General features: G+C 68.9%; 25 protein-coding genes and 1 tRNA gene. 15 read left to right on the top strand and 11 right to left on the bottom strand.

The window, feature by feature from the left end; all coding sequences use genetic code 11:
• The first annotated feature begins 47 nt into the window (after nt 1-47).
• From JOF42_RS01255 to JOF42_RS01220, 8 genes are read left to right on the top strand one after another with little or no spacing between them, the layout of a single operon-like run.
• Nucleotides 48-1,004: an ABC transporter permease gene (locus tag JOF42_RS01255; RefSeq protein ID WP_120494495.1), complete on the top strand. Its 957-nt coding sequence runs from the start codon at nt 48-50 to the stop codon at nt 1,002-1,004.
• A gap of 1 nt (nt 1,005) precedes the next feature.
• On the top strand, nt 1,006-3,060 hold the full coding sequence (locus JOF42_RS01250) for a dipeptide/oligopeptide/nickel ABC transporter permease/ATP-binding protein (protein WP_210096194.1): 2,055 nt from the start codon (nt 1,006-1,008) through the stop codon (nt 3,058-3,060).
• Nucleotides 3,057-3,857 (top strand): ABC transporter ATP-binding protein, encoded by an 801-nt coding sequence (locus JOF42_RS01245; RefSeq protein WP_210096193.1) that lies wholly within the window; start codon nt 3,057-3,059, stop codon nt 3,855-3,857. The genes JOF42_RS01250 and JOF42_RS01245 overlap by 4 nt, the downstream gene beginning before the upstream one ends.
• Before the next feature lie 15 nt (nt 3,858-3,872).
• Complete coding sequence (locus tag JOF42_RS01240) at nt 3,873-4,820, top strand: dihydrodipicolinate synthase family protein (RefSeq protein ID WP_210096192.1); 948 nt, start codon at nt 3,873-3,875, stop codon at nt 4,818-4,820.
• Nucleotides 4,820-5,782 (top strand): ROK family protein, encoded by a 963-nt coding sequence (locus tag JOF42_RS01235; RefSeq protein WP_210096191.1) that lies wholly within the window; start codon nt 4,820-4,822, stop codon nt 5,780-5,782. The genes JOF42_RS01240 and JOF42_RS01235 overlap by 1 nt, the downstream gene beginning before the upstream one ends.
• Nucleotides 5,779-6,462: an N-acetylmannosamine-6-phosphate 2-epimerase gene (locus tag JOF42_RS01230; protein ID WP_210096190.1), complete on the top strand. Its 684-nt coding sequence runs from the start codon at nt 5,779-5,781 to the stop codon at nt 6,460-6,462. Before JOF42_RS01235 ends, JOF42_RS01230 begins: the two co-directional genes overlap by 4 nt.
• On the top strand, nt 6,462-7,238 hold the full coding sequence (gene nagB / locus JOF42_RS01225) for a glucosamine-6-phosphate deaminase (RefSeq protein ID WP_210096189.1): 777 nt from the start codon (nt 6,462-6,464) through the stop codon (nt 7,236-7,238). The genes JOF42_RS01230 and nagB overlap by 1 nt, the downstream gene beginning before the upstream one ends.
• Entirely contained in the window at nt 7,235-8,176 is a 942-nt protein-coding gene (locus JOF42_RS01220) for a DUF4862 family protein (RefSeq protein ID WP_210096188.1), read from the top strand. Before nagB ends, JOF42_RS01220 begins: the two co-directional genes overlap by 4 nt.
• Before the next feature lie 8 nt (nt 8,177-8,184).
• Here JOF42_RS01220 and JOF42_RS01215 read toward each other — a convergent pair whose 3' ends face one another.
• The 5 genes from JOF42_RS01215 to JOF42_RS01195 are packed head-to-tail and all read right to left on the bottom strand — an operon-like array spanning nt 8,185 to nt 12,820.
• Nucleotides 8,185-9,198: a sugar phosphate isomerase/epimerase family protein gene (locus JOF42_RS01215; RefSeq protein WP_210096187.1), complete on the bottom strand. Its 1,014-nt coding sequence runs from the start codon at nt 9,196-9,198 to the stop codon at nt 8,185-8,187.
• Entirely contained in the window at nt 9,195-10,346 is a 1,152-nt protein-coding gene (locus JOF42_RS01210; protein ID WP_245340687.1) for a Gfo/Idh/MocA family protein, read from the bottom strand. The genes JOF42_RS01215 and JOF42_RS01210 overlap by 4 nt, the downstream gene beginning before the upstream one ends.
• Complete coding sequence (locus tag JOF42_RS01205) at nt 10,343-11,284, bottom strand: TolB family protein (protein ID WP_210096186.1); 942 nt, start codon at nt 11,282-11,284, stop codon at nt 10,343-10,345. The genes JOF42_RS01210 and JOF42_RS01205 overlap by 4 nt, the downstream gene beginning before the upstream one ends.
• A complete protein-coding gene (locus JOF42_RS01200) occupies nt 11,281-11,751 on the bottom strand; it encodes a heme-degrading domain-containing protein (protein ID WP_210096185.1) in 471 nt (156 codons plus the stop codon). The genes JOF42_RS01205 and JOF42_RS01200 overlap by 4 nt, the downstream gene beginning before the upstream one ends.
• Before the next feature lie 28 nt (nt 11,752-11,779).
• Complete coding sequence (locus JOF42_RS01195) at nt 11,780-12,820, bottom strand: Gfo/Idh/MocA family protein (RefSeq protein WP_210096184.1); 1,041 nt, start codon at nt 12,818-12,820, stop codon at nt 11,780-11,782.
• A gap of 139 nt (nt 12,821-12,959) precedes the next feature.
• Between JOF42_RS01195 and JOF42_RS01190 the strand changes: the two genes are divergently transcribed.
• On the top strand, nt 12,960-14,225 hold the full coding sequence (locus JOF42_RS01190) for an MFS transporter (RefSeq protein ID WP_245340686.1): 1,266 nt from the start codon (nt 12,960-12,962) through the stop codon (nt 14,223-14,225).
• An 82-nt stretch (nt 14,226-14,307) separates the two neighbouring features.
• Here JOF42_RS01190 and JOF42_RS01185 read toward each other — a convergent pair whose 3' ends face one another.
• Entirely contained in the window at nt 14,308-15,345 is a 1,038-nt protein-coding gene (locus JOF42_RS01185) for a LacI family DNA-binding transcriptional regulator (protein ID WP_210096182.1), read from the bottom strand.
• A gap of 77 nt (nt 15,346-15,422) precedes the next feature.
• Here JOF42_RS01185 and JOF42_RS01180 point away from each other — a divergent pair, with 77 nt between their 5' ends.
• Nucleotides 15,423-15,842, top strand: a complete 420-nt coding sequence (locus JOF42_RS01180) for a ribosomal maturation YjgA family protein (RefSeq protein WP_307803499.1) — start codon at nt 15,423-15,425, stop codon at nt 15,840-15,842.
• On the opposite strand, the gene JOF42_RS01175 is transcribed toward JOF42_RS01180, so the two are convergent.
• The 3 genes from JOF42_RS01175 to JOF42_RS01165 form a co-directional block, all read right to left on the bottom strand.
• Nucleotides 15,808-16,731 carry a DUF1295 domain-containing protein gene (locus JOF42_RS01175; protein ID WP_210096181.1) on the bottom strand — a complete coding sequence of 308 codons (924 nt, stop codon included), beginning with the start codon at nt 16,729-16,731 and terminating at the stop codon, nt 15,808-15,810. The two genes, JOF42_RS01180 and JOF42_RS01175, sit on opposite strands and share 35 nt — an antisense overlap.
• Before the next feature lie 17 nt (nt 16,732-16,748).
• Nucleotides 16,749-18,578, bottom strand: a complete 1,830-nt coding sequence (locus JOF42_RS01170) for an AMP-dependent synthetase/ligase (RefSeq protein WP_210096180.1) — start codon at nt 18,576-18,578, stop codon at nt 16,749-16,751.
• 145 nt (nt 18,579-18,723) lie between these two features.
• Nucleotides 18,724-18,797: transfer RNA gene (locus JOF42_RS01165), tRNA-Gly, on the bottom strand.
• 93 nt (nt 18,798-18,890) lie between these two features.
• Here JOF42_RS01165 and dcd point away from each other — a divergent pair.
• From dcd to JOF42_RS01150, 3 genes are read left to right on the top strand one after another with little or no spacing between them, the layout of a single operon-like run.
• On the top strand, nt 18,891-19,496 hold the full coding sequence (gene dcd, locus JOF42_RS01160; RefSeq protein ID WP_042536862.1) for a dCTP deaminase: 606 nt from the start codon (nt 18,891-18,893) through the stop codon (nt 19,494-19,496).
• 1 nt (nt 19,497) lies between these two features.
• Nucleotides 19,498-19,971 (top strand): hypothetical protein, encoded by a 474-nt coding sequence (locus tag JOF42_RS01155; protein ID WP_210096179.1) that lies wholly within the window; start codon nt 19,498-19,500, stop codon nt 19,969-19,971.
• Between the two features lies 1 nt (nt 19,972).
• Nucleotides 19,973-20,191, top strand: coding sequence for a DUF2283 domain-containing protein (locus JOF42_RS01150; protein ID WP_210096178.1), 219 nt, complete (start codon nt 19,973-19,975; stop codon nt 20,189-20,191).
• Between the two features lie 288 nt (nt 20,192-20,479).
• Here JOF42_RS01150 and JOF42_RS01145 read toward each other — a convergent pair whose 3' ends face one another.
• Nucleotides 20,480-21,337 (bottom strand): MarR family winged helix-turn-helix transcriptional regulator, encoded by an 858-nt coding sequence (locus JOF42_RS01145; RefSeq protein ID WP_210096177.1) that lies wholly within the window; start codon nt 21,335-21,337, stop codon nt 20,480-20,482.
• Nucleotides 21,338-21,442: 105 nt separating this feature from the next.
• On the opposite strand from JOF42_RS01145, the gene JOF42_RS01140 reads away from it, so the two are divergent.
• Together JOF42_RS01140 and JOF42_RS01135 are read left to right on the top strand one after the other, a co-directional pair.
• Complete coding sequence (locus JOF42_RS01140) at nt 21,443-22,012, top strand: MarR family winged helix-turn-helix transcriptional regulator (protein ID WP_307803498.1); 570 nt, start codon at nt 21,443-21,445, stop codon at nt 22,010-22,012.
• A gap of 153 nt (nt 22,013-22,165) precedes the next feature.
• The gene (locus JOF42_RS01135) at nt 22,166-23,674 is read left to right on the top strand and encodes an HNH endonuclease signature motif containing protein (RefSeq protein WP_210096176.1); all 1,509 of its coding nucleotides are present in this window, start codon (nt 22,166-22,168) and stop codon (nt 23,672-23,674) included.
• An 8-nt stretch (nt 23,675-23,682) separates the two neighbouring features.
• On the opposite strand, the gene JOF42_RS01130 is transcribed toward JOF42_RS01135, so the two are convergent.
• Nucleotides 23,683-24,657: a cation diffusion facilitator family transporter gene (locus JOF42_RS01130; RefSeq protein ID WP_210096175.1), complete on the bottom strand. Its 975-nt coding sequence runs from the start codon at nt 24,655-24,657 to the stop codon at nt 23,683-23,685.
• Nucleotides 24,658-24,673 lie beyond the last annotated feature (16 nt).

The following is a 24,673-nucleotide window of genomic DNA, read 5'->3' as shown; positions in this document are numbered from 1 at the left end:
CCGAGCGCATCCCCGCCACACCTCCCCGAACCTGGAAGGAGCGGCACGTGTCCAACACGCTCCGCCTCATCGGACGGCGGCTTCTGCAGCTGCCGTTCATGATCCTCGGCATCACGTTCCTCGTCTTCTTCGTGATGTCGTTCTCGCCCGTCGACCCCGCGCGCACTGCGCTCGGAGAGACCGCGTCCCCGGAGGCGCTCGAGGCGTACCGAGAGCAGTACGGCCTCGATCAGCCGCTGCTCGTGCGCTACTTCACCTTCCTGATCGGGCTGCTGCAGGGCAACCTCGGCACATACTCGGCACGGAGTCTTCCGGTGATCGACGAGGTCGTCCGCGCCTTCCCCGTCACGCTGGCGCTGACTTTCCTCGGCCTTCTCATCGCCGTCATCGTCGCCTTCGCGATCGGCGTCCTCGCCGCCGTCTACCGCGACCGCTGGCCCGACCAGCTCATCCGCATCATCGGGGTCGCGTCGCTGTCGACGCCCTCGTTCTGGTTGGCGATCCTGCTCATCCAGCTCTTCACGCTCGGGCTGAACGTGCTCCCCGCATCCGGGCCACTCCCGGACTTCTGGGAGGACCCGTCAGGGTGGCTCGCCCGCATGGCGCTGCCGGCCATCGCTCTCGCCGTTCCCGTGATCGGTCAGCTGTCCCGAGTCGTGCGCACCTCGATGGTCGAGGAGCTCGACCGTGACTACGTGCGCACCGCCCTCGGCGCGGGCATCCCGCGAACCGTCGTCGTCGGCCGCAACGTGCTGCGCAACGCACTGATCACGCCCGTGACCGTGCTCGGTCTGCGCATCGGCTACCTCATCGGCGGGGCGGTCGTGATCGAGATCATCTTCGCGATCCCCGGCATGGGCACGCTGATCCTCAACGGCGTGACCAACAACGAACCCAATCTCGTGCAGGGCGTGACTCTCGCAGTGTCACTGGCCTTCGTGGTGATCAACATCATCGTCGACCTCTTGTACGTGCTCATCAATCCCCGAATCCGGGCGGTGTGACATGCGACGCAAACTGACTCAACGACTCTCGCTTCCGGGCCTCCGCCTGGGCGGCCTGTCCGTCGGCTCCCTGATCTGCATCGTGGTGCTGGCGATCATCGCCATCGCCGCGATCGCCGCACCCCTGGTCGCGCCGTTCGACCCGTTGGCCTCCGGCTCCCCGGTGCAGCCGCCGAGCGCCGAGCACTGGTTCGGCACCGACCGCCAGGGTCGAGACATCTTCTCCCGACTGGTCTACGGCGCCAGGTACTCGTTGGTGATCGGGCTCGGCGCGACGTTGGTCGCCCTGGCCGCCGCATGCGTGTTCGGCACCATCGCCGCGACCGCCCCCCGGTGGATCTCCGAGACGCTCATGCGGGTGATGGACGTCGTGATGTCCTTCCCCGGCATCGCGCTCGCCGCGGTGTTCGTGGCGGTGTTCGGCAAATCGCTGCCGGTGCTCGTCCTGACGATCGCGTTCCTCTATGTGCCGCAGCTCACCCGCATCATCCGCGCGAACATCCTCGACCAGTACGGCGAGGACTACGTCTCCGCCGTGCGCGTCATGGGGGCGGGCACTCCGCGGATCATCGCCAAGCACGTCGCACGCAACGCGATGGCCCCGGTGCTCGTCTTCGCGACCGTGCTCGTCGCCGACGCGATCGTCTTCGAGGCGTCGCTGTCGTTCCTGCAGGCCGGCGTGCCCGACCCCGAGCCCTCGTGGGGCAACGTGATCGCCGCCGGGCGCAACCTGCTGATGAGCGGGGCGTGGTGGGCGACCTTCTTCCCCGGCATCCTCATCATGATCACGGTGCTGTGCCTCAACATCCTCTCCGAGGGGATGACCGACGCGATGGTGTCGCCGCGTGCACGCAAGATCAGCGCGGATGCCGCGAACACCGAGGAGTCGACCCACGAGCTCGAAGAGGCGGCCGCCGGCCCCGACGACACGAATGTGATCGTCACGGTCGACACCGCCGTCAACCTCTCGGTTCCGAGCGGGGTGCCCGACGTGCTGGTGCCCGTCGCTCCCGCAGTGCCTCTCGCCGACCGCCTCGCCGATCTGCGTCAGCGCGAGCTCGCGCGTACCGATCGTCTCGTCTACTCGGGCGACGACACCCCGCTGCTCGACGTGCAGGACCTCTGCATCTCGTTCCCGCGGCACGGTGACGTCGACGTGGTCGACCATGTCAGCTTCACGGTGCGCCCCGGCGAGACCATGGCGCTGGTCGGCGAATCGGGGTGCGGCAAGTCGATCACGTCGCTGGCGATCATGGGCCTGCTCGACCCGAAGGCCGACATCCGCGGACGGATCCTCTTCGACGGGCAGGATCTGCTGCAGATGGACCCGAAGCGGCGCAACGCGCTCCGCGGTCATGACATCGCGATGATCTACCAGGATGCGCTGAGCTCGCTGAACCCGGCGATGCTCATCCGCTCGCAGATGAAGCAGCTCACCTCCCGCGGCGGCACCCGCACGGCGGAGGACCTGCTCGAGCTGGTCGGTCTCGACCCCGCTCGCACACTCGCCTCGTACCCGCACGAGCTGTCGGGAGGTCAGCGGCAGCGCGTGCTGATCGCGATGGCCCTCACCCGTGACCCGCGACTGGTGATCGCCGACGAGCCGACCACCGCTCTCGACGTCACCGTGCAGGCGCAGGTCGTCGAGCTGCTGATGCGGCTGCAGCGCGAGCTCGGCTTCGCCCTCGTCTTCGTGTCGCACGACCTCGCTCTGGTCGCCGAGCTCACTCACCGCATCACGGTGATGTACGCGGGGCAGGTCGTCGAGCAGGGCACGACCAGGGAGATCCTGACCCAGCCGGTGCACGAGTACACGCAGGGTCTTCTCGGCGCTGTGCTCTCGATCGAGGCGGGTTCCGACAGGCTCCACCAGGTCGCCGGCGTCGTCCCCTCGCCGCGCGACTTCCCCGCGGGCGACCGTTTCGCTCCTCGTTCGTCCGACCCGGCTCGCTATGCGGGGGCCGTGCCTGTGCGTCGTCGGATCCGAGGAACCGAGCACTACTACTCGGCGCATCCCGACGATGCGCCCATCGACGCGATCGGAGCAGGACGATGAGCGACACCGTCATCGAGCTCGAGGACGTTCACGTCCGTTACAAGACGCGTGCGTCATCGCTGTTCACCCCGAAGTACGTCGACGCCCTCGCCGGTGTCTCGCTCACCGTGAAGCGTGGGCAGACGCTGGGGATCGTGGGGGAGTCGGGCTCGGGCAAGTCCACGTCCGCCAAGGTGCTGGTCGGACTCGAGAAGCCGACCAGCGGCCGGGTCGTGTTCGACGGCGAGACCGTGACATCGTTCACGCCGGCGGTGCGCCGACGCCTCGGTCGGATCCTGTCGGTGGTCTTCCAGGATCCTGCGACGGCGCTGAACGCCCGGATGACCGTGCGCGATGCGCTGCTGGATCCGATGCAGGTGCACCGGCTGGGAACCCCCGCCAGCCGCGACCGCAAGGTGCGCGACCTGATCGGACTCGTCGGGCTGCCTGCATCGGCACTCGAGGCCCTGCCCAGCCAGCTCTCGGGGGGTCAGCGTCAGCGTGTCGCGATCGCCAGGGCGCTGGTGCTCGATCCGCAGGTCATCGTCGCCGACGAACCCACCTCGGCGCTCGATGTCTCGGTGCGGGCGCAGATCCTCAACCTGCTCACCGACCTCAAGGAGCAGCTCGGCCTGGGCATGGTCTTCATCTCGCACGACATCCAGACCGTCCGCTACCTCTCCGACGAGATCGCCGTGATGAACCGGGGGAGGGTCGTCGAGTTCGGCGACGCTGCCCGCGTGTTCGAGGCGCCCTCCGACGACTACACCAGAACGCTGCTGGGCGCTGCGCCCTCGCTGCTCGAACCGACCAACTGAAACGACCGGAACACAATGACTGCTGCATCCTCCTCCGCCACCTTCACCGGTGTCATCCCGCCCGTCGCCACCCCGCTGCTGCCCGACGGCACGATCGACCACGTCTCGCTCGAGCGGCTCGTCGAGCGGCTCATCGCCGAGGGCGTCTCGGGGCTCTTCGCGCTCGGGTCGACGGGTGAGACCGCCTACTTCACCGATGATCAGCGCGTCGAGCTGCTCACCACGATCGTCAGGGTGAGCGGCGGTCGGGTGCCGATCATCGCCGGTGCGATCGAGCTGACTGCTCCTCGCATCATCGAGACCGCACGGCGTCTGGTGGCAGCCGGCGCACAGGCGATCGTCACGACGGCACCGCTCTACACGCTCAACTCGGCCGTCGAGGTCGCCGATCACTTCCGAGCGATCGCCGCCGCGATCGACGTGCCGCTGTGGGCGTACGACGTGCCGGTCCGCGTGCACTCCAAGCTCGGCATCGACCTGCTCGTGCAGCTCGGGAAGGAAGGCGTCATCCATGGCGTGAAGGACTCGTCGGGTGACGACGTCTCGTTCCGCCGTCTGATCGCGGCCAACGTCGCGGCCGGTCGGCCGCTCCAGCTGCTCACCGGACACGAGCTCGTGGTCGACGCCATGGCTCTCGCCGGAGCCGACGGAGTGGTTCCCGGCTTCGCGAACGTCGAGGCCGAGGGGTACGTCAGGCTGTGGGCTGCCACACAGCGCGGCGACTGGACCGAGGCGCGCACCGAGCAGGAGCGCATCAACCGCGCATTCGACATCGTCTTCGAGCCGCAGGGACTCTCGGGCGACGCGACCGGTGTCGGCGCGTTCAAGGCGGCCATGCACGCCCGAGGCATCATCGATCACGCGACGATGGCCCACACCGTGCAGTCGCTCGACGGCGACACCGTCTCGCGCATCCGTCACATCCTGTCCGAGCAGGGGATGCTTCCGGTCGCCGTCTCCTGATGGCCGCCCGTCCCGTGCATGCACCGCCGCGCGAGGTCGTCCTGGCCGTCGACATCGGCGGAACCAAGACGGCGGCGGCTCTCGTCGATCGTGACGGTGCGCTGCTGCGCACCGAGACGGCGCCGACGAGGGCCGCGGAAGGACCGGTGGCCGTCGTCTCGACCGTCGCGGGACTCGCGCGGAGACTCCTCGCCGGGATGCCGGTGCTGCTCGCCGGCGTCGGAATCGGCACGGCCGGCGTCGTGAACGTCTCGACCGGCACGATCGTCTCGGCGACCGATACCTTCGCCGACTGGCCCGGCACACCCGTCGCCCAGCTCGTGCGAGAGGCGTTGGGTGATCTGCTGGCGCCAGATGCCCCGGTCGTCGTGCAGAACGACGTCGACGCGCACGCCGAGGGAGAGCACCGGCACGGAGCGGCGGCCGGTGCCGCGAGCGTGCTCGTCGTCGCCGTGGGCACCGGTGTGGGTGCGGGGCTCATCCTCGACGGCAACGCCGTCCGGGGAGCCCATCACGTCGCGGGCGAGATCGCCCACCTGCCGACTCCGGGCGCCGAGCACCTGCGCTGCCCCTGCGGGCGCAGGGGCCACCTCGAGGCCATCGGCTCGGGAATCGGCCTGCACGCGCACTTCCGTTGGCTCGGCGGAGACCCGCTCATCGCCGATGCCCGCGGCGTCGCGGCCGCTGCCGCCGACGGCGACCCGATCGCCCAGCGAGCCGTCAGCGAATCGGCCGCCGCCGTCGGGCGTGCGCTCGCCGGCGCCGCCACGATCCTCGACCCGGAGCGCATCGTGATCACCGGGGGAGTGCCGAAGATCGGCGACGCCTGGTGGAAGCCGATGCAGCGCGCCTTCGTCGCCGACGCCATCGATGCGCTGCAGTCCACCCCGATCCTGCCGGGCGTGCTCGGCGACGACGCTCCGCTGCGGGGCGCAGCAGCATCCGCCTGGAGGGCGATATGACATCCACAGACATCCTCGACGAGCTTCGTGGCGGCCTCGTCGTCTCGTGTCAGGCCTACCCCGGTGAGGCGATGCGCGACTCTCGCACCATGGCGCAGATCGCACAGGCGGCGGTGGTCGGCGGAGCCGCCGGCATCCGGGTGCAGGGCATCGACGACATCAGAGCGGTCGCGGGCATGACCGTGCCGGTGATCGGGCTGTGGAAGGACGGTGATTCCGACGTCTTCATCACACCGACGCTCGAGCACGCGACAGCGGTCGCCGATGCGGGTGCGGACATCGTCGCCATCGACGGGACCCGCAGGCCGCGGCCCGACGGGAGGACCTTCGCCGAGACGGTCGCGGCGCTCCGAGAGCACACGGATGCACTGATCATGGCCGATTGCGGCTCGCTCGAGGATGCCCTCGCGGCAGAGCGGGCCGGAGTCGACATCCTGGGCACGACGCTATCGGGGTACACGTCCGAGCGCCCGAAGACCGAGGGGCCCGATCTCGAGCTGATCGCGCTGATCGCGGCACGCTGCACGACTCCGATCATGGCGGAGGGGCGGATCCACTCGCCTGCTCAGGCAACGGCCGCAGCTGCCGCAGGAGCGTTCGCGGTGTGCGTCGGCACCGCCATCACCCACCCCGCGACCATCACATCGTGGTTCGTCGCCGCTCTGACCGAGGAGAACTGATGGACGTCGTCATCGCACGCGAACGCGAACTGGGCGAGATCGTCGCCGACGAGATCGCGACGCTGATCGACGCGCGCCCGGATGCGGTGCTCGGCCTCGCGACGGGGTCGAGCCCACTGCGCATCTACGACGCGGTCGCTCAGCGTGTCAGGGACGGCGAGCTCACACTCGCTCGCGCCCGCGGCTTCATGCTCGACGAGTACGTCGGACTGCCGCCAGGTCACCCCTGCCGGTACAGCACGGTGATCGACGAGGACTTCGTCTCGCGTGTGGACTTCGCTCCCGGCGCGGTGCGCGGACCGGACGGGGACGCCGCCGACCTGACCAGGGCCTGTGCCGACTATGAGGACTCGATACGCGAAGCGGGTGGTGTCGACCTGCAGATCCTGGGCATCGGCACCGACGGGCACATCGCCTTCAACGAGCCCGGTTCGTCGCTGGCGTCGAGGACCCGCGTGAAGACGCTCACCGCGCAGACACGCACGGACAACGCCCGGTTCTTCGGCGGTGACATCGACGCGGTTCCGTACCACTGCCTCACACAGGGGCTCGGCACGATCATGGACGCCCGGCACATCATGCTCGTCGCGACCGGTGACGCGAAGGCGGAGGCGGTCGCGCACCTCGTCGAGGGCCCGGTGTCGGCCCGGTGGCCGGCGACGATCCTGCAGCATCACCCGCGAGTCAGCGTGCTCGTCGACGACGCGGCCGCCTCGCGTCTCGCACTCGTCGACTACTACCGGCACACCCAGGCGCACCGCCACCTGGTGTCATGACCGAGTCGCTCGCAGCGCTGCTGGTCAGCTCCTACGCGGTCTCTCCCGCGCACACGACCTGGGATCCCGATCTCGAGGGTGAGCTCCTGCCCGCACTCTGCGCGCTGCCGGGCGTCGTGGGGCTCGAGGTGCCGTGGATGGGGCGCCTGCATCCTCATGATCCGGAATGGTTCCTGAGCCACGTGCCTGCCGGCGCCGAACTCGCGGTCACTCCGTTGCCGTGGGTCATGAAGAGGTGCGGCACGGATGCGCGTTATGGCATCGCATCGCCTGACGACGAGGGGCGACGTGCCGCCGTCGACGACCTGCGCGCTGTCGCTGGCGACGTCCGGCGGATCGGAGCCGAGAGCGACGCATCCGTGACCCTGGTGGCTCTGCATACGGCACCTCAAGGGAATGCAGCACCGTCACCGCTCGTCGAATCCCTCGCCGAGATCTCGCAGTGGGACTGGGCAGGGGCGCAGCTGGTCATCGAGCACTGCGACGCCGCGATCGCGAGTCACGCATGGGAGAAGGGCTTCCTGTCGCTCGACGAGGAGATCGGCGCGATCCTCGCGGCCGACGCCTCTCTTGCCCTCTGGCTGAACTGGGGACGCTCGGTGATCGAGACCCGAGACGCCGACGCCGTGACCGAGCAGATCGCTCGTGCCGTGGCGACCGGTCTGCTCTCCGGACTGACGTTCTCGGGATCCGCCGCGGTGGACGGACCCTACGGCTCGGCCTGGGCGGACGGTCACCTGCCGCTCGCGACGGCGGATCCCGAATCGGGCTCTCTGCTGGACGATGCTCATGTCGCAGCCGCACTTGCTGAGGCCGGTGATGTCGAGCGGTTCGGGCTGAAGGTGAGCAGGCGCCCGTGCGACCGGACCGTACAGGACCTGATCCGGACCGTCGCAGACAATCTCGACGTCGTGCGAGCCGTGATGGCGGCGGTGTGAACGTCGTCCTACTGGTTGCTGAAGGCGGCGTCGAACGACGCCCCTGGCAGCTTCCACAGCAGTGAGCGGATGTACTGCACCGCCTCGGCGGCGCCGTGCAGGCGGTCCATGCCCGCATCCTCCCACTCGATCGAGATCGGGCCGTCGTATCCGATGGATGCGAGCGCCCGGAACGCATCCTCCCAGGGGATGTCTCCGTGACCGGTCGAGACGAAGTCCCAGCCTCGTCGGGGGTCACCCCAGGGCAGGTGCGAACCCAGGATGCCTTGACGACCGGATGCCGAGCGGATGCGTGTGTCCTTGCAGTCGACGTGATAGATCCGGTCGGCGAAGTCCGTGATGAATCCCACCGTGTCGACGCCCTGCCAGGCCATGTGCGACGGGTCCCAGTTGAAGCCGAACGCCTCGCGCCGGTCGATCGCCTCCAGCGTGCGCACCGAGGTCCAGTGGTCGTAGGCGATCTCCGACGGATGCACCTCGTGGGCGAAGCGCACGCCCTCGGCGTCGAAGACGTCGAGGATCGGATTCCACCGGTTCGCGAAGTCCTCGTATCCTGCGTCGATCACAGATCCCGGCACCGGCGGGAACATGGCCACGTACGGCCAGATCTTCGACCCGGTGAAGCCGACGACCGTATCGGCGCCGAGCTTGCGGGCGACGCGGGCGGCGCGCTTCATGTCGTCGGCCGCGCGCTGCCTGACGCCCTCGGCGTCGCCGTCTCCCCACACGTAGTCGCGCAGGATCGCCTGATGCCGGAAGTCGATCGGATCGTCGCAGACTGCTTGACCTGCCAGGTGATTCGAGATCGCCCACACCGTGAGACCGTGACGATCGAGGATCTCGAGCCGCGACCGCAGGTAGAAGTCGTCCTCATCGGCGCGACGCAGGTCGAGGTGATCCCCGGATGCTGCGATCTCGAGTCCGTCGTATCCCCACTCCGCAGCGCGGCGGGCGACCTCCTCGAACGGCATGTCGGCCCACTGCCCGGTGAACAGCGTGACGGGTGCGCGCCCGGCGTTCATGCCGTCACCTCGGCAGTCTGCTGAGCGTCCGTGATCTCGGTCCAGGAACCCGAGCGGGACGCCCGGAGGAACGCATCGATGATCTCGACCGAGCGCACCCCGTCGGCGATCGTCGGCAGCCCCTCCGGCTGCTCCCCGCGCACGGCGGCGTAGGTGTCGCGGAGGAACGCGGCGAATGCATCCGGCCAGCCCTGCGCGTGCCCCGCGGGCGTGAGGTTGAGCCGCGCCTGATCCGGTGAGACCGCGCCTTCGCCTCGACGGATCACGGTCGCCCCGCGCTCCGAGCCGAACCACACGGCATCCGGTTGCTCCTGATCGAACACGGCGGACTGCTCAGAGCCGTCGATCTCGAGCCACAGCCGATTCTTGCGGCCACCAGACACCTGCGAGATCACGGTGTTGGCGAGCAGCCCGTGATCGGTGCGGAAGGTGACCACCGCGATGTCCTCGGTGCGGGTCTCGACGCGCTCGCCGCCGACCCCGCTGCTGAATGACGGACCGGACGCGGCCGGCCGGGTGGGGTATGCGATCGATGAGGATGCGGTGAGGGCGGCGAAGCGCTCGCCCGAGACGAATTCGGCGAGGTCCGCCCAGTGCGAGCCGATGTCGGCGAAGGCGCGTGACGCTCCACCCGCTTCGGGATCGATGCGCCACGTCGAGGCATCGGCCGACAGCAGCCAGTCCTGCAGGTACGAGCCGTGCACGAGGAGCACGCGTCCGAGCTCGCCGGCGATCCTGCGCTCCCGGATCTCGCGGACCAGCGGGTGGTACCGATACACATAGGGGACGGTCGCGATGGTGCCCGCCCGTTCGACCGCGGCGGCGAGCTCGCGGGCATCCTCGACGGACGTCGCCACGGGCTTCTCGACGACGATGTGCAGCCCGGCGGCGGTGACGGCCTTCGCGTAGCCGAGGTGCGTGTTGTTCGGCGTGCAGATGTGGACGACGTCGGGACGGGCCTCGATCAGATCATCGAGGCTCTCCCAGGCCGAGGCGACGCCCCACGCCTCGGCTGCCTCGCGTGAGCGCTCAGGGCGGGACCCCAGCACCCCGACGACGAGCGCGCCGGCATCACGCGCGGCCCGGACGTGGGCGGTGGCGATCATCCCGGTGCCGATGATGGCGACGCGCAACGGCTCCGTGGTCATTCCGTGGGCTCCGAATCGTTCCGGTCCGAGGAGATGGGGTAGTCGACGAAGGCGAACGCCGAGCCGTCGGGTGCCCAGCTCGGCACGTTGATGGTTCCCTGACCGCCGTCGAGGGTGACGATGGTCTCAGGGTGCGACCAGTCGTCGCCGTGTACGAGTCGCAGCTCGACGGGCAGATCGGCGGGGTGCCCGGTGGTGCCTGCGGGGTAGCTGAGGTAGACCGTCACGTCGCCCGTCGGGGCCGGATGCGGGAACCAGTTCACCCGATCGTCGGACGTGAGCTGCTCGAGCCCGGTGCCGTCGGGTCGGATCCGGGCGATCTGCGCGTGACCCGGGGTGTCCGAGAACTGCTCGGTATTGAAGTAGATCCACTCGCCGTCGGGCGACCACTCGCATCCGTCGGCGGGACCGGGATGCGTCGTGATCGCGACGTCATCCGTTCCCTCGGTCGAGATGGTGTGGATCGTGGCGGAGGCCCACCAGTTCTCACCGTCGGGGTCGAGGCGTACGTACCCGAGCGTCGCGCCGTCGGGGCTGATTCCGTGGAGAAAGTGCAGGCCGCCGTCGTCGGGCGTGACGCGGCGGGCGATGCCGCCGTCGAGCGGCACGGCCCAGATGTGCCAGTCGTTCGCCGACGCATAGACGGTGGAGCCGTCGGGGGAGAGCACGTGGTCGTTGTTCACATCCGGAAGCCCTGTGGCCACGACGCGGGTCGGAGCCGCCGAGCCGTCGGCGGGAAGGGTCCAGAGGTCGCCATCGCCGTTGACGAGCAGACGGTCGTCGTGTGTCCAGTTGGGGGCCTCGAACAGACGCTCGGTGGACTCGAACACGGTGTGCGTCGATCGGTCGCCTCGGTTCCAGACGCGGATGCGGGCCGACTGGCCCTCGGCGAGGATGCGCTGGGGGATCTCGGTCGTCGTGTCAGTGTTCTCGCTCATCGTCCTGCCGCCTCGGCGAGGTGCGCGCGGATGCCCTGAACGATGAGGTCGTGATCGTCCATCGACGAGAGGCCGGAGGCGGTCGCCGCGGCGACCACTCCCGTGCCGCGCACGCGGATCGGGAATGACCCGCCGGTGACGGCGTAGTCGGCGCCGAGCCAGCCGATCGCGGCGGCGTCGATGCCCGCCTCCGACAGCTGGGCGTCGACGAGTGCGCTGCTCTTCTCCATGCGCAGGACGACGTTGGCCTTCCGGGCGATCCAGACATCCTGGTCGGGGGTGATGCCCGGCAGGGCGGAGCGGAAGAGCGTGAGCCCTGGGCGCCGGATGTCGATGCCGACCGCATGGCCGGCCTGTCGTGCCGCTTCGGTGATGCGGCTGCCGAGAAGCCAGGCCTGTTCGTGGTCGAAGAAGTCGAAGACGAGCTCCTCCTCCTGGCGGGTCAGCGTGTCGATGAGGTCTGTCATGGGTGTTCCCTTCGTCGGGTGTTCGTCTTCAGTGTCCGCGTCGCGCCAGCTGGGCGCGAGCCTCATCGATGGTCGCGAGGATCGAGATCGTCTCATCGTGCGTGTGCACGGGCGACTCGATGCGCGCCTCGCCGACGAATCGTGCGAAGGCGTTCGCCTCCCACGAGAGACCGGCGAAGCCGCGGATGTCCGTCGGGTCGCTCCACGTGAGCGGGGTCGAGAAGTAGTCCGCTCCGAGCAGGCTGAAGGTCGTCGGATTGTAGAACGGGCCGTCGAGCACGATGCTCGCTTCGGAGCCGGCGATCACCCCGGCCATCGGGGTGCGCGCCCGGATCGAGGAGTGCAGCGTGGACTGCGCGCCTCCCTCATGGGTGAGCACGAGCGTCGAGTACGCGTCGACGCCGGTCTCGGTCATCCTGCCCGACGCGATGATCTCGGTCGGTGCGCCGAGCACCATCGACGAGAACTGCACCGGGTAGATGCCGAGGTCCAGGAGCGCGCCACCGCCGAGCTCCGGCCGCAGCAGCCGGTGCTGCGGGTCGGTGGTGATGGACTGGCCATGATCGGCGAGGACCGCCGTGATCTCGCCCAGGACGCCGTCGTCGAGGAGCTGCTGGATCACGGACGTCTGCGGAAGGTAGCGCGTCCACATGGCCTCCATCACGAGCACTCCGGCAGCACGTGCGGCGTCGGTGAGCTCGCGGGCTTCCGCCGCGCTCGCGGTGATCGGCTTCTCGATCAGCACGTGCTTGCCTGCGGCGATCGCAGCCAGGCCGGTACGGAGGTGGTCGCTCGGGGGAGTGGCGACGTAGACGACGTCGACCTCGGGGTCGTTCACGAGAGCGTCCAGCGAGGAGTGGATGCGGTCGATGCCGTGCGCTGCGGCGAACTCGCCACCGCGTTCGGCCGAACGGGAGAAGACGGCGACGAGGCGCTGCGCGGTGTGCGCCCGGAGCGCCTTCGCGAACTCACCCGCGATCCATCCCGGTCCTGCGATCCCCCATCGCAGGGAGGGCTCGCCCGCGTTCGCGCTGTGAAGAGTGGGGGTGGGCAGGGAATCGGGGAGCATGTGGTTTCTTCCGTTTCGACATCGTTGTGGATTTTCTACTTAGCACGAGCTAAAGTAGCGGACATCGCTCAGGTTAGCACGTGCTAATCCGTCGACGACAACGATGTTCACAGCGATACACGACTCAAGGAGGCGTCGGATGACCACAGAACTGCCCGCACATCCGTACACGACCGTGACCCCGGTCACCCGGGTGCGACCCATGTACTTCGTTGCTCTCGGACTCGCCCAGTTCGGGATCTTCATCGCGATCCTCGCACCGGTGATCATCAGCATGCAGCTGAAGGCGCAGGAGATGAACCCGGCGGATCCGGCATCCGTCGTCGGAAGCGTGCTCCCGATCGGCGCGCTGGGCGCACTGATCGGAAACCCCGTCTTCGGTGCGCTCAGCGATGCGACGCGCACCCGGTGGGGGCGCCGCAAGCCCTGGCTCCTGGCCGGCATCCTGGGTCTTCTCGGCGGCCTCTTCTGGGTGTCCGTCAGCTCGAGCGTTCTGGAGCTGACCTTCGCCTGGCTGGTCTGCCAGCTCGCGTCCAACGCGGCATCCGCCGCCCTCATCGCGAGCTTCGCGGACAATGTGCCCGAGGACCAGCGCGGTCGCGGGTCGAGCATCTTCGCATTGGCGCAGAACGTGTCGATCCTCGCCGGTATCTACGGCGCGGTGCTCCTGGCCGACAACCTGCCCCTGCTGTTCCTGCTCCCCGGCGTCATCGGGGTCGCGCTCGTCGCCGTCTACGTCTTCATCACGCCCGATCGGCTGCCCGAGGTCGAGCGCCGGCCGTTCTCGCTCACGAGGATCCTCGGCACGTTCTGGACCAACCCGTTCCGGTTCCCCGACTTCGGCCTCGCCTGGTGGTCGCGGTTCCTCATCACCTTCGCCTCGATGCTCTTCACGACCTACCGCTACCTCTACATGCAGGACCACCTCGGCCTCGATGCCGATGTCGCCCTGGCGGCCGTCGCGAACGGCGTGCTCTTCTACACGATCGCGCTCATGGTGGCGGGCCTCCTCTCGGGCTGGCTGTCCGACAGGCTGGGGCGCCGCAAGGTCTTCGTGGCGGCGTCGACGCTCCTCTTCGGAGTGGGACTGGTGCTTCTCGCCTTCGCGGGCACGGTGGAGGCGTTCTACCTCGCCGAGGTCGTGATGGGACTCGCCTACGGCGTGTACACCGCGGTCGACACCGCACTGGTGGTCGATGTGCTCCCCGACCCGAAGAAGCCGGGCAAGGACCTCGGCGTGATCAACATCGCGAACTCGCTGCCGCAGTCGCTCGCGCCCGCTGTCGGACTTCTGCTGCTGGGGATCGGCGGAGGCACCGGCAACTACGTCGCGCTGCTCTGGGGGGCCGGCATCGTCGCGGTGATCGGTGCCGCGGTGGTGCTGCCGATCCGCGGAGTCCGCTGAGCGGACTCCGTCTGCGCAATCCGCTCGGCCTGCGCAATCGACACGGCCGTCGACACCCGATCTCCGGGGTCGGCGGCCGTCGTCATGCCGACGGCGCCGGTCCCGTGGTCGCTCGGACGACCAGTGAGGCGGGGGTCGCGATCCTCGCTGGCGGGCGATCGAAGTCCTCGAGGCGACCGAGGAGGGCGCTGAGCGTCGCATCCGCGGTCGCGTCGACATCCTGATGCACCGTGGTGAGCCGGTTGTAGGAGAGCGCGGCGACGTAACTGTCGTCGAATCCGACGACCGAGATGTCGTCGGGGACGGAGAGCCCGGCCTGGGCGAACACCGCGAGCGCACCGACGGCACTCAGATCGCCCGCGCACACGAGTGCCGTCGGGCGTTCGTCCCGGCTCACGATCTCGCGCGCCGCGGCGGCTCCGTCCTCCTCGAAGAACGATCCGCGAAGGACCTCGCTCCGATCCTCGAGCCCGAAGTCCTTCATGGCGCGCAGATACGAGGCGGCGCGATCTCGCCCGACGATGCCGCCCTCTCCGCCGACATAGGCGATGTCGCGGTGGCCGAGCGAGACGAGATGCTCGACGACCAGTCGCAGCGCCTCGTCGTCGTCGATGTGCACGTTGTCACTGCGCGCGTCGTCGTTCCACTCGCCCAGGAGCACGGTCGGGATGCGGCTCGCCGCCTCCCGGAACTCGGGGGAGTCCGGATCGATGTTGAACGCGAAGAGCGCCTCGACCCGTTCCTCGATCAGGCGGTCGACGACGGCATCCGTCGAGAGGTCCGTTGTGGTCGGGCCGAGGGCGATCCCGTATCCGCGCTCGGCTGCGGCGCTGACCAGCCGTTCGACCACGCGCACCTGGAACGGGCTGCCCATCCAGAAGATCGCTCCGATGAGCTGCGTGCGGTTCCGACGCAGCAGTCGGGCCGACGCATTGGGGCGGTAGCCGAGTTCGCGGGCCGCGGCGAGGATCCGCTCGCGCGACTCCTGCGAGGGGCCCGGCTTGTCGCGCATGACCATCGAGACGAGAGGGCGGGAGACCCCTGCACGCTCGGCGACGTCGGCCATGGTGGGGTGCGCCACCACGCGGGGGCCGGTCGCCGTCGTGCTCTCTTCAACCACAGAAGAAGTCTTGCATGCCGTGCACGTGCCGGTGGCGGGCCGACGAATCGGTGAGCGCGCTGACCTAGGGTGAGGGAGTGCAGCCCTCAGCCGACCGAAACACGACCGTGCGGACGCGTCGCCGACGACTTCTGATCGCCGCCGCGCTCGTGGTCGTGGCCGGCCTCGCCGTGCACCTGCTCGGCAGCGGCCCGGTGGCGGACTTCACGGGCGACGCCCTCTACGCCGTGCTGGTCTACCTCGTCATCGCCGCCGTGTTCGCGCGCGCCGCCTCCTGGGCGATCGGCGCCGCCACGGTCGTCGTCTGCACCCTGATCGAGCTGTTCCAGCTCACGGGTCTCCCCGGAGCGTGGGCAGAGGCGTTCTGGCCCGTGCGACTCGTGCTGGGTACCGGCTTCGACGCGCGCGACCTGATCGCCTACGCGGTGGGCGCGGCCGCAGCGACCGTGTGCGATCTGATTCTCACGCGGCGGTCTCGCGCACGGCAGGCCGCGTGAGACGCGGGATCAGCGACGGGGTGTTCTCGCGGTACTCGATGTAGTCGGCGCGGTCGCCCCACTTCTTCTCAGCGCGTGCCTCGAGCAGCGGGATGCCGCTGACCCTGGTGAGCAGCAGGATCACGAACAGCGGCGACAGGATCGCGACCCACTGCCATCCGGCGAGCACGGGGGCGGCCGTGAGGAACACGCCCACCCAGAGCACGATCTCACCGAAGTAGTTGGGGTGGCGCGAGCGCGACCACAGGCCGGTGCGGATGAACTCGTGCCGGTTGGCCGGGTCTGCGCGGAACGCCGACTTCTGGGCGTCGGCGACGATCTCGATCACGAGGCCGAGCGCCCACACGACGATTCCCACGACGGTCAGCCATCCGATGGGGGCCCGCGCGCCGGCATCCGTGCTGATCGCGATCCACGCCGCGGCTGCCGTGATCGACACCCACGCACCCTGGATCACCCACACCTGCAGGAAGCGCACGGGGGAGCCCTTGATCTCGTCGAAGCGTCCGTCGGATCCGGCTTTGTGCACGCGCATGGCGAGGAACGATCCGAGCCGCGCGGCCCACAGGATGACCATCGCCGCGAGGATCCAGCTGCGTGCATCCGGCATGGGCGTCAGCAGCACGAGAGCGACCGAGATGGCGAGGAAGGTGAGGCTGCCGGTGAGGTCGAAGAACCGCTCGGTGCGCAGGATCATCGCCGGGATGAAGGCGAGGATCTGGATCACGTACGCCGCCGCGACGGCGAGCGCGAACAGCGGGATGCCGCCGAGCGTCGCGCCGCCCTGGCTGCCGGCGAGGGCGACGAGCGCCCCGATGACGAGCGCGACGATGATCGCGATGAGCGAGGCGCGCGAGGACTTGGGCTTCGTGGGGGTGGGGGAGGACATCGTGTTCTTTCCGGTTCTCAGAGGTACAGGTCTTCGACGGTGGCGCCGGCGCGGTCGAGCACCACGCTCCGCTTGAGCTTCATGGTGGGCGTGACGAGCCCGCGGTCTTCGAGGTCGGCGAAGACCACGCTGAAGCGACGCACCTGCTCGCTGCGGGCCACCAGCGCGTTCGCGGCGTCGACGGCACGCTGCAGGTGCGCGCGCAGTGCGGGGTCGGTGATCTCGCGGATGTCGGGCTGGGTGACGGCGGGGATGCTCGTTCCCGCAGCCGCCGCCCAGGCCAGCGTCTGCTCGGGGTCGAGCACGAGAAGCGCGGAGAGGTACGGCTTCCCCTCACCCACCATGACGGCGTGCGAGACGAGTGGATCCGCTTCGACGGCGCTCTCCCAGCGGGTCGGCACGATCGTCTTGCCGTTGGAGGTCACGATCACGTCTTTGAGGCGGCCGTCGAGGATCAGGCGGCCCTGATCGTCGAGGCGCCCGAGGTCTCCGGTGCGGAAGAACCCGTCGACGAAGGCGCCCTCGTCGTGGGCCGGGTTGCGGTAGCCGCCGAAGACGCCGATGCCGCGGGCGAGCACCTCGCCCGCGTCGCTGATGCGCACGGTGAGACCGGGCAGGGGCGAGCCGACGCTGCCCGAGGCGATGCGACCGGGCAGGTTGCCGGTGAGGGGTGCCGTCGTCTCGGTGAGGCCGTAGCCCTCGATGACGGGAACTCCGATGCCGCGGAAGAAGAGCGAGAGGTCGCTCTCGAGAGCCGCCCCACCAGACAGGATGTAGCCGACCCGCCCGCCCATCACGGTGCGGAGGCGGCGGTAGAAGAGCGCGTCGAAGAAGCGGTGGCGCAGGGTGAGCCCGAGGTCTTTCGGGATACGGCGACCGGCGTCCATCCGTTCGGCGCGGATGCCCCAGGCGATGGCCGTCGATCGGGCCTTCGCCCAGACCGCCGAGAGCTTCTTCTCCGCGGCTTTGTCAGCCGCAGCGGCCTGGATCTTCTGCAGTACCCGCGGCACGACGACCAGGAAGGTCGGGCGCAGCGTGTCGAGGGTGGCGACGACCGTCGAGGGGTCGGACAGGTGCGCGATGCGCATGCCGCTGGCGAGGCAGATCAGCTGCAGCCCGCGTGCGAGCACATGGGCGAGCGGCAGGAAGATGACGGTGTTGCCGCTCTCGTTCACGATCTCGTGGTACGCGGCGGCGATGTTGAGAACCTGCCCGAGGAAGTTCCGGTGCGTGAGCACGACGCCCTTGGGTTCGCCGGTGGTTCCCGAGGTGTACACGATCGTCGCGGCGTCGTCCTGCGAGGCCGACGACCTGCGTGCCTCGAGCTCGTCATCTGTGACGGCGACGCCACGCGCGACCAGGTCGGTGAGAGTGCCGGATGCCGCGGCATCCATCGTCCAGGCGCCGAGCGTGCCGGCATCCGTCTTCGCGAGTGCCGCCTGCAGGAGCGCCGCGTGCTCGGTGGTGCCGCCGATCGCGAGGCGCACACCGGCGTCCGCGATGATCGCGTCGACCTGGGAGGGAGAGGAGGTCTCGTAGATCGGGACGACGACGGCCCCGGCGAACCACGACGCGAGGTCGGCGACGGCCCACTCGTAGCGCGTCGGCGCCATGATCGCGATCGGGTCACCGGCCTGGATGCCCTCGGCGATGAAGCCCTTCGCCAGGGCGCGGACTCGGTCTGAGAACTCCCGGGTCGTGATCGGGCGCCAGGGGGCCGCGGCATCCGCTCCCGCGACCTCGAAGGCGACGTGGTCAGGAGCTGAGGTGACGCGCGCGACGAGCAGGTCGGTGACGTTGCGATACCCGTCGAGGTCTGCAAGCGGCGGGGTCGATGACTCGATCATCGTGGCTCCTCTCGGGCGCGCGGAAACGGGCCCATCATCCGGTGTTCGGAGCCGGTGACGATTCGGATGGGATGGATCTGGCAGATCAGCCTTCGTGAGGAACGGGGCTGCTGCCCGGGAAAAGGCGACCGTGGAGTTGGTGATGTGGAGGGGCTGACGGGAATCGAACCCGCGCTATCTGCTTGGGAAGCAGAAGTTCTGCCATTGAACTACAGCCCCGTACCTGCATCCGAGGAGCGGGTGAACGCAAGCCTACCCGCCTGATCCGTCATGGCCAAAGTGTCGGCGGCGTGTGGCAACTAGGCTGGGGCCGTGCTTCTCAGCGACCGCGACATCAGAGCAGAACTCGCATCCGGCCACATCGGCCTGGACCCGCACGAGCCGGAGATGATCCAGCCGTCGAGCATCGACGTGCGCCTGGACCGCTACTTCCGTCTCTTCGACAACCACAAGTACCCGTTCATCGACCCGTCGGTCGATCAGCCCGAGCTCACCCGCCTGATCGAGGTCGACCCCGATGAGCCGTTCATCCTGCACCCCGGCGAGTTCGCGCTCGGCGCGACGTTCGAGCAGGTCTCGCTGGCGGATGACATCGCGGCGCGGCTCGAGGGCAAGTCGTCGCTGGGTCGCCTCGGTCTCATCACGCACTCGACCGCCGGGTTCATCGACCCCGGTTTCACGGGGCACGTCACACTCGAGCTGGCGAACGTCGCGACGCTGCCGATCAAGCTGTGGCCCGGCATGAAGATCGGTCAGCTGTGCTTCTTCCGTCTGACCTCCCCGGCCGAGAACCCGTACGGCTCCGGCCCCTACGGCAACCGCTACCAGGGGCAGCGCGGGCCGACGGCATCCCGGTCGTTCCAGAACTTCCACAAGACCGACGTCGGCACGACCGACGTCGGAGCCGTAGGGGGCTGACATGAGCGGTGACAGCAGAGATCCGTACGACCCGTCGGAGGATGCTGTCATCCCGCCGCCTCCGCTCGCGACGGCGGTTCCGGACGCGACGATCCCGCCGCCTCCGCCCGAGTCGTCGGTGCCGGATGTCGTGATCCCGCCTCCTCCGCCTGAGTCGTCGGTTCCGGATGTCGTGATTCCGCCTCCTCCGCCTGAGGCGATGCTTCCTGCCACTCGCCGTTCGCGGCCGAAGCCGGCCATCCTCGAGGGCGATCAGCCTGCCCCGGTCGCCGATGACTGGGCTCAGCCCTCGGTCGCCCCCGAGGTGCCGACCTCCGGCGGATACCGCGCACTGACCTTCGTGATCTTCGCGTTCCTGCTGCTGCTCCTCGCCGCGGCGATCATCGGCGCGATCTACCTCGGCGTCACGACGTTCGGGATGTCGGGTGTCGATTCTTTCTCTGTCGCAGGCGCCGCGGCATCCTGGACCAGTTGACGTGGGCGACCTGAGGTACGACCCCGAGGTCGATGCGGCCTACGCCACGATCGGGCGACCGATCCGGCCCGGCGAGGCGGTGCGGCAGGTGTCCGTGGAGCTGCCCGACGGCATGACCGGTGAGCTGATCCTCGACTTCGATCGCGACGGTCACCTGCTCGGGATCGAGGTGCTCGGCGCATCCGTGCTGCTCCGGCCGGAGGACATTCGGGGTCAGTAGTGACGCGGGTGATTCTCGCTGGGTGATTCCCGCTGAGTTCTCGCTGGTTCCCGCTGGTTCCCGCTGAGATCAGGAGAACAGCTCGAGGGCAGGATGACTTGCAGCAGTGTCTCCTGAGCTGGGGCTGTCGTCCTGTTCTGGGAGGCTGCATGTGAGCTCCGGGGCGGCCGTCGGCGCATGTCGCGGTCAGCATCCGAGCCTCAGGGGCGACTGCGCCATCCTGGTGACGACGCAAAAACGCCCCGCCTGACCGAAGTCAGACGGGGCGTTCGTACGGAGCGGAGGCCGTCAGGCGTCGCGACCGCGGGAGAACCCGGCGTCGAAGCCGCGCTCGTAGGCGTGCTGCGCCACGCGGGCGGCGCGGTGATCGCCGTGGCCATGACCGAAGTCGCGGCCACGTCCGAAGCGGTGACCAGGGCCGAAGCCGTGGTGGTCGCCGTGCTCGTCGGCGAAGCGGTCGTGCCCGCGGTGTCCGCGGTGCGCGCACGCGCGGTCCGCGAAGTCGGAGTCGGCGCCGAACTCGGCATCCGCACCGTGCTCACGACCGTGCTCGTGCCCCGGACCGAAGCCCGAATCGGCGTCGCGTCCGCGTCCGAAGGGGTGACCGTGGCGGCGACCGAAGCCGCGACCGGGGCCGAAGCCCGGGCCGAAGCCCGGACCGAAGCCGTAGTCGGGGCCGAAGCCGCGTCCGAAACCGCGAGGTCCGAAGCCGTGACGACGGCCGCGTCCGCGGGGAAGAGGGGTCTCTTCGTCCCATCCGAATGCGCGGGCGATCTGCTCGAGCGAGGCGAGTGTCGTCTCCAGGTCTTCAGGTGAGACGGCGTCGGTGACCTTGGCGCGGATGCCGTCGACGATGCCGCTGAGGCGTTCCTTGGCCGAGCGGCCTTCGTCGGTGAGCGTCCAGCCGTCGCCGTCGGCGACGACCCATCCGCGCTCGACGAGGTCGTGCAGCTTGTGGGCGCTCAGCGGTCGGCGCGCAGGTGCCGTGCCGTCGATCACGTTGAGGATCCGCCAGTCGCGGCGGCTCGCGTGCTCGCCCTCGAAGGCCGAGGAGAACTCGGCGGCCATCAGGCGGTCGACCGCCTTGATCCAGAAGCCGAACGGACGGGAGGTGTTGTCTGTGTTCTGAGTGTCAGAGGTGTTCATGAGGTGATTCCTTAGATGTCATGGAGCATGTGCTTGTCACTATGCATGTATATGTAGTGTGACATGCAGTGTGGATGCATGTCAAGTCGCATGTAAAATCGACGGGTGAGTGCCGAACAGAACGACCCCGCCGACGCCATCGCCCGCGCCCTGTCCCGTCTGCGCGGACGCCGTCCGGGCGAGCGTGGTCGCGGGCCCCGCGGGATGGGCGGGCCCCATGGCTGGCATGGTGGCCCGCATCCGGATCACTTCGAGCAGGGCGGTCATGGGCACGGGCATCCGGGGCGATCGGGGATGCCCGGAATGCCGCCGTGGATGAATGACCCGTCCGGACGATTCGGGGGACCGGCACGGATGCGGATGCTCGAAGCACTCGCCGCGGCATCCACGCCCCTGAGTGTGAGCGATCTCGGCGCGGCGATCGGCGTCGATCAGCCTCGTGCATCACGGCTCGTGCAGCAGGGTGTCGCGCACGGATTCGTGCGTCGCGAGGCGGATCCGGATGACGCTCGACGCACGCGCATCGCGCTGACCGATGAGGGCCGCAAGGTCGCGCGCGGCATGCGGGGCGAGCGGCGCGAAGCCCTCGGCAAGGCGCTGGCTGCCTTCACCGATGAAGAGCGCGAGCAGCTCGCGGCGCTGCTGAACAAGCTCGCCGACAACTGGGAGAGCTGAGCGGTCGATCGTTGCGGTCGGTGGTGGCCGCGGCGGAGTTCGCGATCGGCATTCCGGAACGCTGATCCGTAGTTCCGGAATATGCTTCTGATCTGGTCGAAAAGTGCCTGAGATCGCGGTTCGAATGTCGGTGGCCACCAGTTGGATGGAGGCATGTCATCCCGCACTCGCACCCTCATCGATCAGGTCGTCGCCGACCTCGATCGGGTGCTGTCCGACGACGCGCTCGCCGGGTTGACCGATGATGAACGGGTCGAGGTACTGCAGGCCGCGGGCGCTGCCTTCCGGCGGGTCGAAGCTGTGGTGGTCGAGACGATCGCATCGGGGGACGCGGTGGACTTCCCGCACTCCACGGGCTGCCGCACACAGAACGAGCTGCTCCAGCGCACCCTGCTGACAGATGTGCGCGGGGCGACGCGTGTGGGTAAGGTCGTCGACCTCGTTCGACGCGATGTGAACCTGGTCTCCGGAGACCGGCTGCCCGCGCGGTGGCCGGCTCTACGAGAGGCGATGCTCGACGGTGCGATCGGGGTTGCGGGGATGCTCGCGGCGACCGACCCGATCGAGAAGGTGTCGCATCGCATCAGCGTCGACGACCGGCTCGACGCCGACATGTGCCTGGCCCGGGCGGCGCGGGGCATCAGACCCGATCCTGAGGGCGGCCCTGATGCCGAGGTCCAGGGGCCGGCGCCCACTCTCGAAGAACTGAAGCTGCTTGCCGAGACCTTGGTCGCGCTGCTCGACCCCGACGGAGACGAGCCCGGAGACGAGCCCACACGCCGACGGGGAATCACCCTGGGGCGGGTGCGCGACGGATTGCGCTCGATCAAGGGATACCTGACGCCCGAGGTGGCCGCTCAGCTGGAATCGATCCTCGACGCGCAGAACAACCCCAAGGGCGACGGTCCGCCGATGCCGGGCGTGGTGTTCACCGCTGAGGAAGCCGGTTCCGAGGGGCGCGGTGACGACGGGCGCGGTGACGACGAGGACCCCTACAACTCAGATCCGCGTGTCGTGATCGATGGCCGCACGCCGGCGCAGAAGCGGCACGATGCCTTCGCCGCCGCTCTGGCGATCGCCGCACGTCACCGAGACATGCCGACGCTCGGGGGCGCGGGGCCGGTGCTCGTCGTGACGGTGGATGCGAAGGACCTCGTGAACGGCACGGGCCGCGCGAGCGTCAGCGGGGCGGCGGGACAACTTCCGCTCAATGTCGCCGCGCACGTCGGATGCTCGGGAACGATCCAGCGTGTTCTGTTCGATGAGGGGCGGATCATCGGGATCACGACCACCGACCGGATCTTCACGGTGCACCAACGGCGGGCGATCATCGCCCGCGACAAGGAGTGCCTTATCCCCGGGTGTCACGTTCCTGCGTCCTGGTGCGAGATTCACCACGTCACCGAACACGCGAGGGGCGGGCCGACACATACGGACAACGGTGTTCCGTTGTGCTGGTGGCATCACCGATCTCTCGGTTCTTCGGGGTGGGAGATCCGGATGAACGAGGGTGTCCCGCAGGTGCGGGGGCCGCGATGGTGGGACCCCGAACAGCGGTGGCGCACCCCGAGACTCAGCGTTTCAGCGCCGGGGCGAGAATCAAGGCGAACGCGCGAGTCGAGGCAGGCGCAGAGCCCGCCTCTCCTTGCGCACGCAGGATGACGCGGCGACTACGGCTGCGCAGGCGCGCCTGCGCCCGTGCCGGTTCCTGCGCCTGCGGGTGCGCCTGCGGCTGCGCCGAAGACGAGAGACTCCTCGTCATCGACCGAGAGCGACAGCACCACGGTCTCGACGACGGGGTGCGCCTCGATCTGCTGTTCGATCTCACGCAGCCGTCGGGCCACATCGTGTTCGCGGGCGTCGCCGGCCAGGTCGACCTCCGCGACGATGAACAGCCGGTTCGGCCCGACGTACTCGATGTGCAGGTAGGTGAGGCGCTGGATCTGCGGCGACCCCAGCAGTGCACGCCCGACGCGGTCGCGCAGGGCCGGCGATGCGTTCGAGCCGACGAGGAACGCGATGTTGCGTCCGATCAGGATGATCGCCACGACGCCGAGCAGGATGCCGACGAGGATCGATCCCACGGCATCCCACGCGGCGACCTCGGTGATCTGATGCATCGCGATCGCCCCGGCGGCGAGAACCAGACCGATCAGAGCGGCCATGTCTTCGAAGAACACCGCGCGGAGCGTCGTGTCACTGGTGTCGAGCACGTAGTCCCACGTCGACGATCCGCGCTCACGCGCGAGCCGCCGCGACTTCACCATCGCCTGCGTGAACGATGCGCCCTCGAGCACGAAGGCGATACCGAGCACCGCGTATGCGACGGCAGGGCTCTCGACCGGGCCCGTCTCCGACAGCTCCTGCACACCGTGCATGATCGACACGATCGACCCGGCGGTGAAGATGCCGAACGCTGCGATCAGCGACCACACGAACGCCGCACGACCGTAGCCGAGGGGATGCCGCTCATCCTTCTCCCGCGCACCGCGGCGGTCGGCGATGAGGAGGAAGATCTCGTTCCCCGCATCCGCCCACGAGTGCGCGGCCTCCGCCACCATCGATGCCGACGACGTGAGCACCGCCGCGACGGTCTTGGCGATCGCGACGAGGATGTTGGCGAGGAAAGCGATGATGACCGTCACGCGGTCAGGCTACTCC

Origin of the sequence: Microbacterium phyllosphaerae (assembly GCF_017876435.1) — a bacterium.
In the GTDB taxonomy this organism is placed as follows: Bacteria; Actinomycetota; Actinomycetes; order Actinomycetales; family Microbacteriaceae; genus Microbacterium; species Microbacterium phyllosphaerae.
The sequence above is the reverse complement of the archived record's forward strand: the minus strand, read 5'-3'. Positions and strand labels throughout refer to the sequence as shown.

Coding starts and splice junctions, on each gene's coding strand:
- JOF42_RS01250 (WP_210096194.1), top strand. CDS start 1,006: ATGCGACGCAAACTGACTCAACGACTCTCGCTTCCGGGCCTCCGCCTG.
- JOF42_RS01245 (WP_210096193.1), top strand. CDS start 3,057: ATGAGCGACACCGTCATCGAGCTCGAGGACGTTCACGTCCGTTACAAG.
- JOF42_RS01240 (WP_210096192.1), top strand. CDS start 3,873: ATGACTGCTGCATCCTCCTCCGCCACCTTCACCGGTGTCATCCCGCCC.
- JOF42_RS01235 (WP_210096191.1), top strand. CDS start 4,820: ATGGCCGCCCGTCCCGTGCATGCACCGCCGCGCGAGGTCGTCCTGGCC.
- JOF42_RS01230 (WP_210096190.1), top strand. CDS start 5,779: ATGACATCCACAGACATCCTCGACGAGCTTCGTGGCGGCCTCGTCGTC.
- nagB (WP_210096189.1), top strand. CDS start 6,462: ATGGACGTCGTCATCGCACGCGAACGCGAACTGGGCGAGATCGTCGCC.
- JOF42_RS01220 (WP_210096188.1), top strand. CDS start 7,235: ATGACCGAGTCGCTCGCAGCGCTGCTGGTCAGCTCCTACGCGGTCTCT.
- JOF42_RS01215 (WP_210096187.1), bottom strand. CDS start 9,198: ATGAACGCCGGGCGCGCACCCGTCACGCTGTTCACCGGGCAGTGGGCC.
- JOF42_RS01210 (WP_245340687.1), bottom strand. CDS start 10,346: ATGACCACGGAGCCGTTGCGCGTCGCCATCATCGGCACCGGGATGATC.
- JOF42_RS01205 (WP_210096186.1), bottom strand. CDS start 11,284: ATGAGCGAGAACACTGACACGACGACCGAGATCCCCCAGCGCATCCTC.
- JOF42_RS01200 (WP_210096185.1), bottom strand. CDS start 11,751: ATGACAGACCTCATCGACACGCTGACCCGCCAGGAGGAGGAGCTCGTC.
- JOF42_RS01195 (WP_210096184.1), bottom strand. CDS start 12,820: ATGCTCCCCGATTCCCTGCCCACCCCCACTCTTCACAGCGCGAACGCG.
- JOF42_RS01190 (WP_245340686.1), top strand. CDS start 12,960: ATGACCACAGAACTGCCCGCACATCCGTACACGACCGTGACCCCGGTC.
- JOF42_RS01175 (WP_210096181.1), bottom strand. CDS start 16,731: ATGTCCTCCCCCACCCCCACGAAGCCCAAGTCCTCGCGCGCCTCGCTC.
- JOF42_RS01170 (WP_210096180.1), bottom strand. CDS start 18,578: ATGATCGAGTCATCGACCCCGCCGCTTGCAGACCTCGACGGGTATCGC.
- JOF42_RS01155 (WP_210096179.1), top strand. CDS start 19,498: ATGAGCGGTGACAGCAGAGATCCGTACGACCCGTCGGAGGATGCTGTC.
- JOF42_RS01145 (WP_210096177.1), bottom strand. CDS start 21,337: ATGAACACCTCTGACACTCAGAACACAGACAACACCTCCCGTCCGTTC.
- JOF42_RS01135 (WP_210096176.1), top strand. CDS start 22,166: ATGTCATCCCGCACTCGCACCCTCATCGATCAGGTCGTCGCCGACCTC.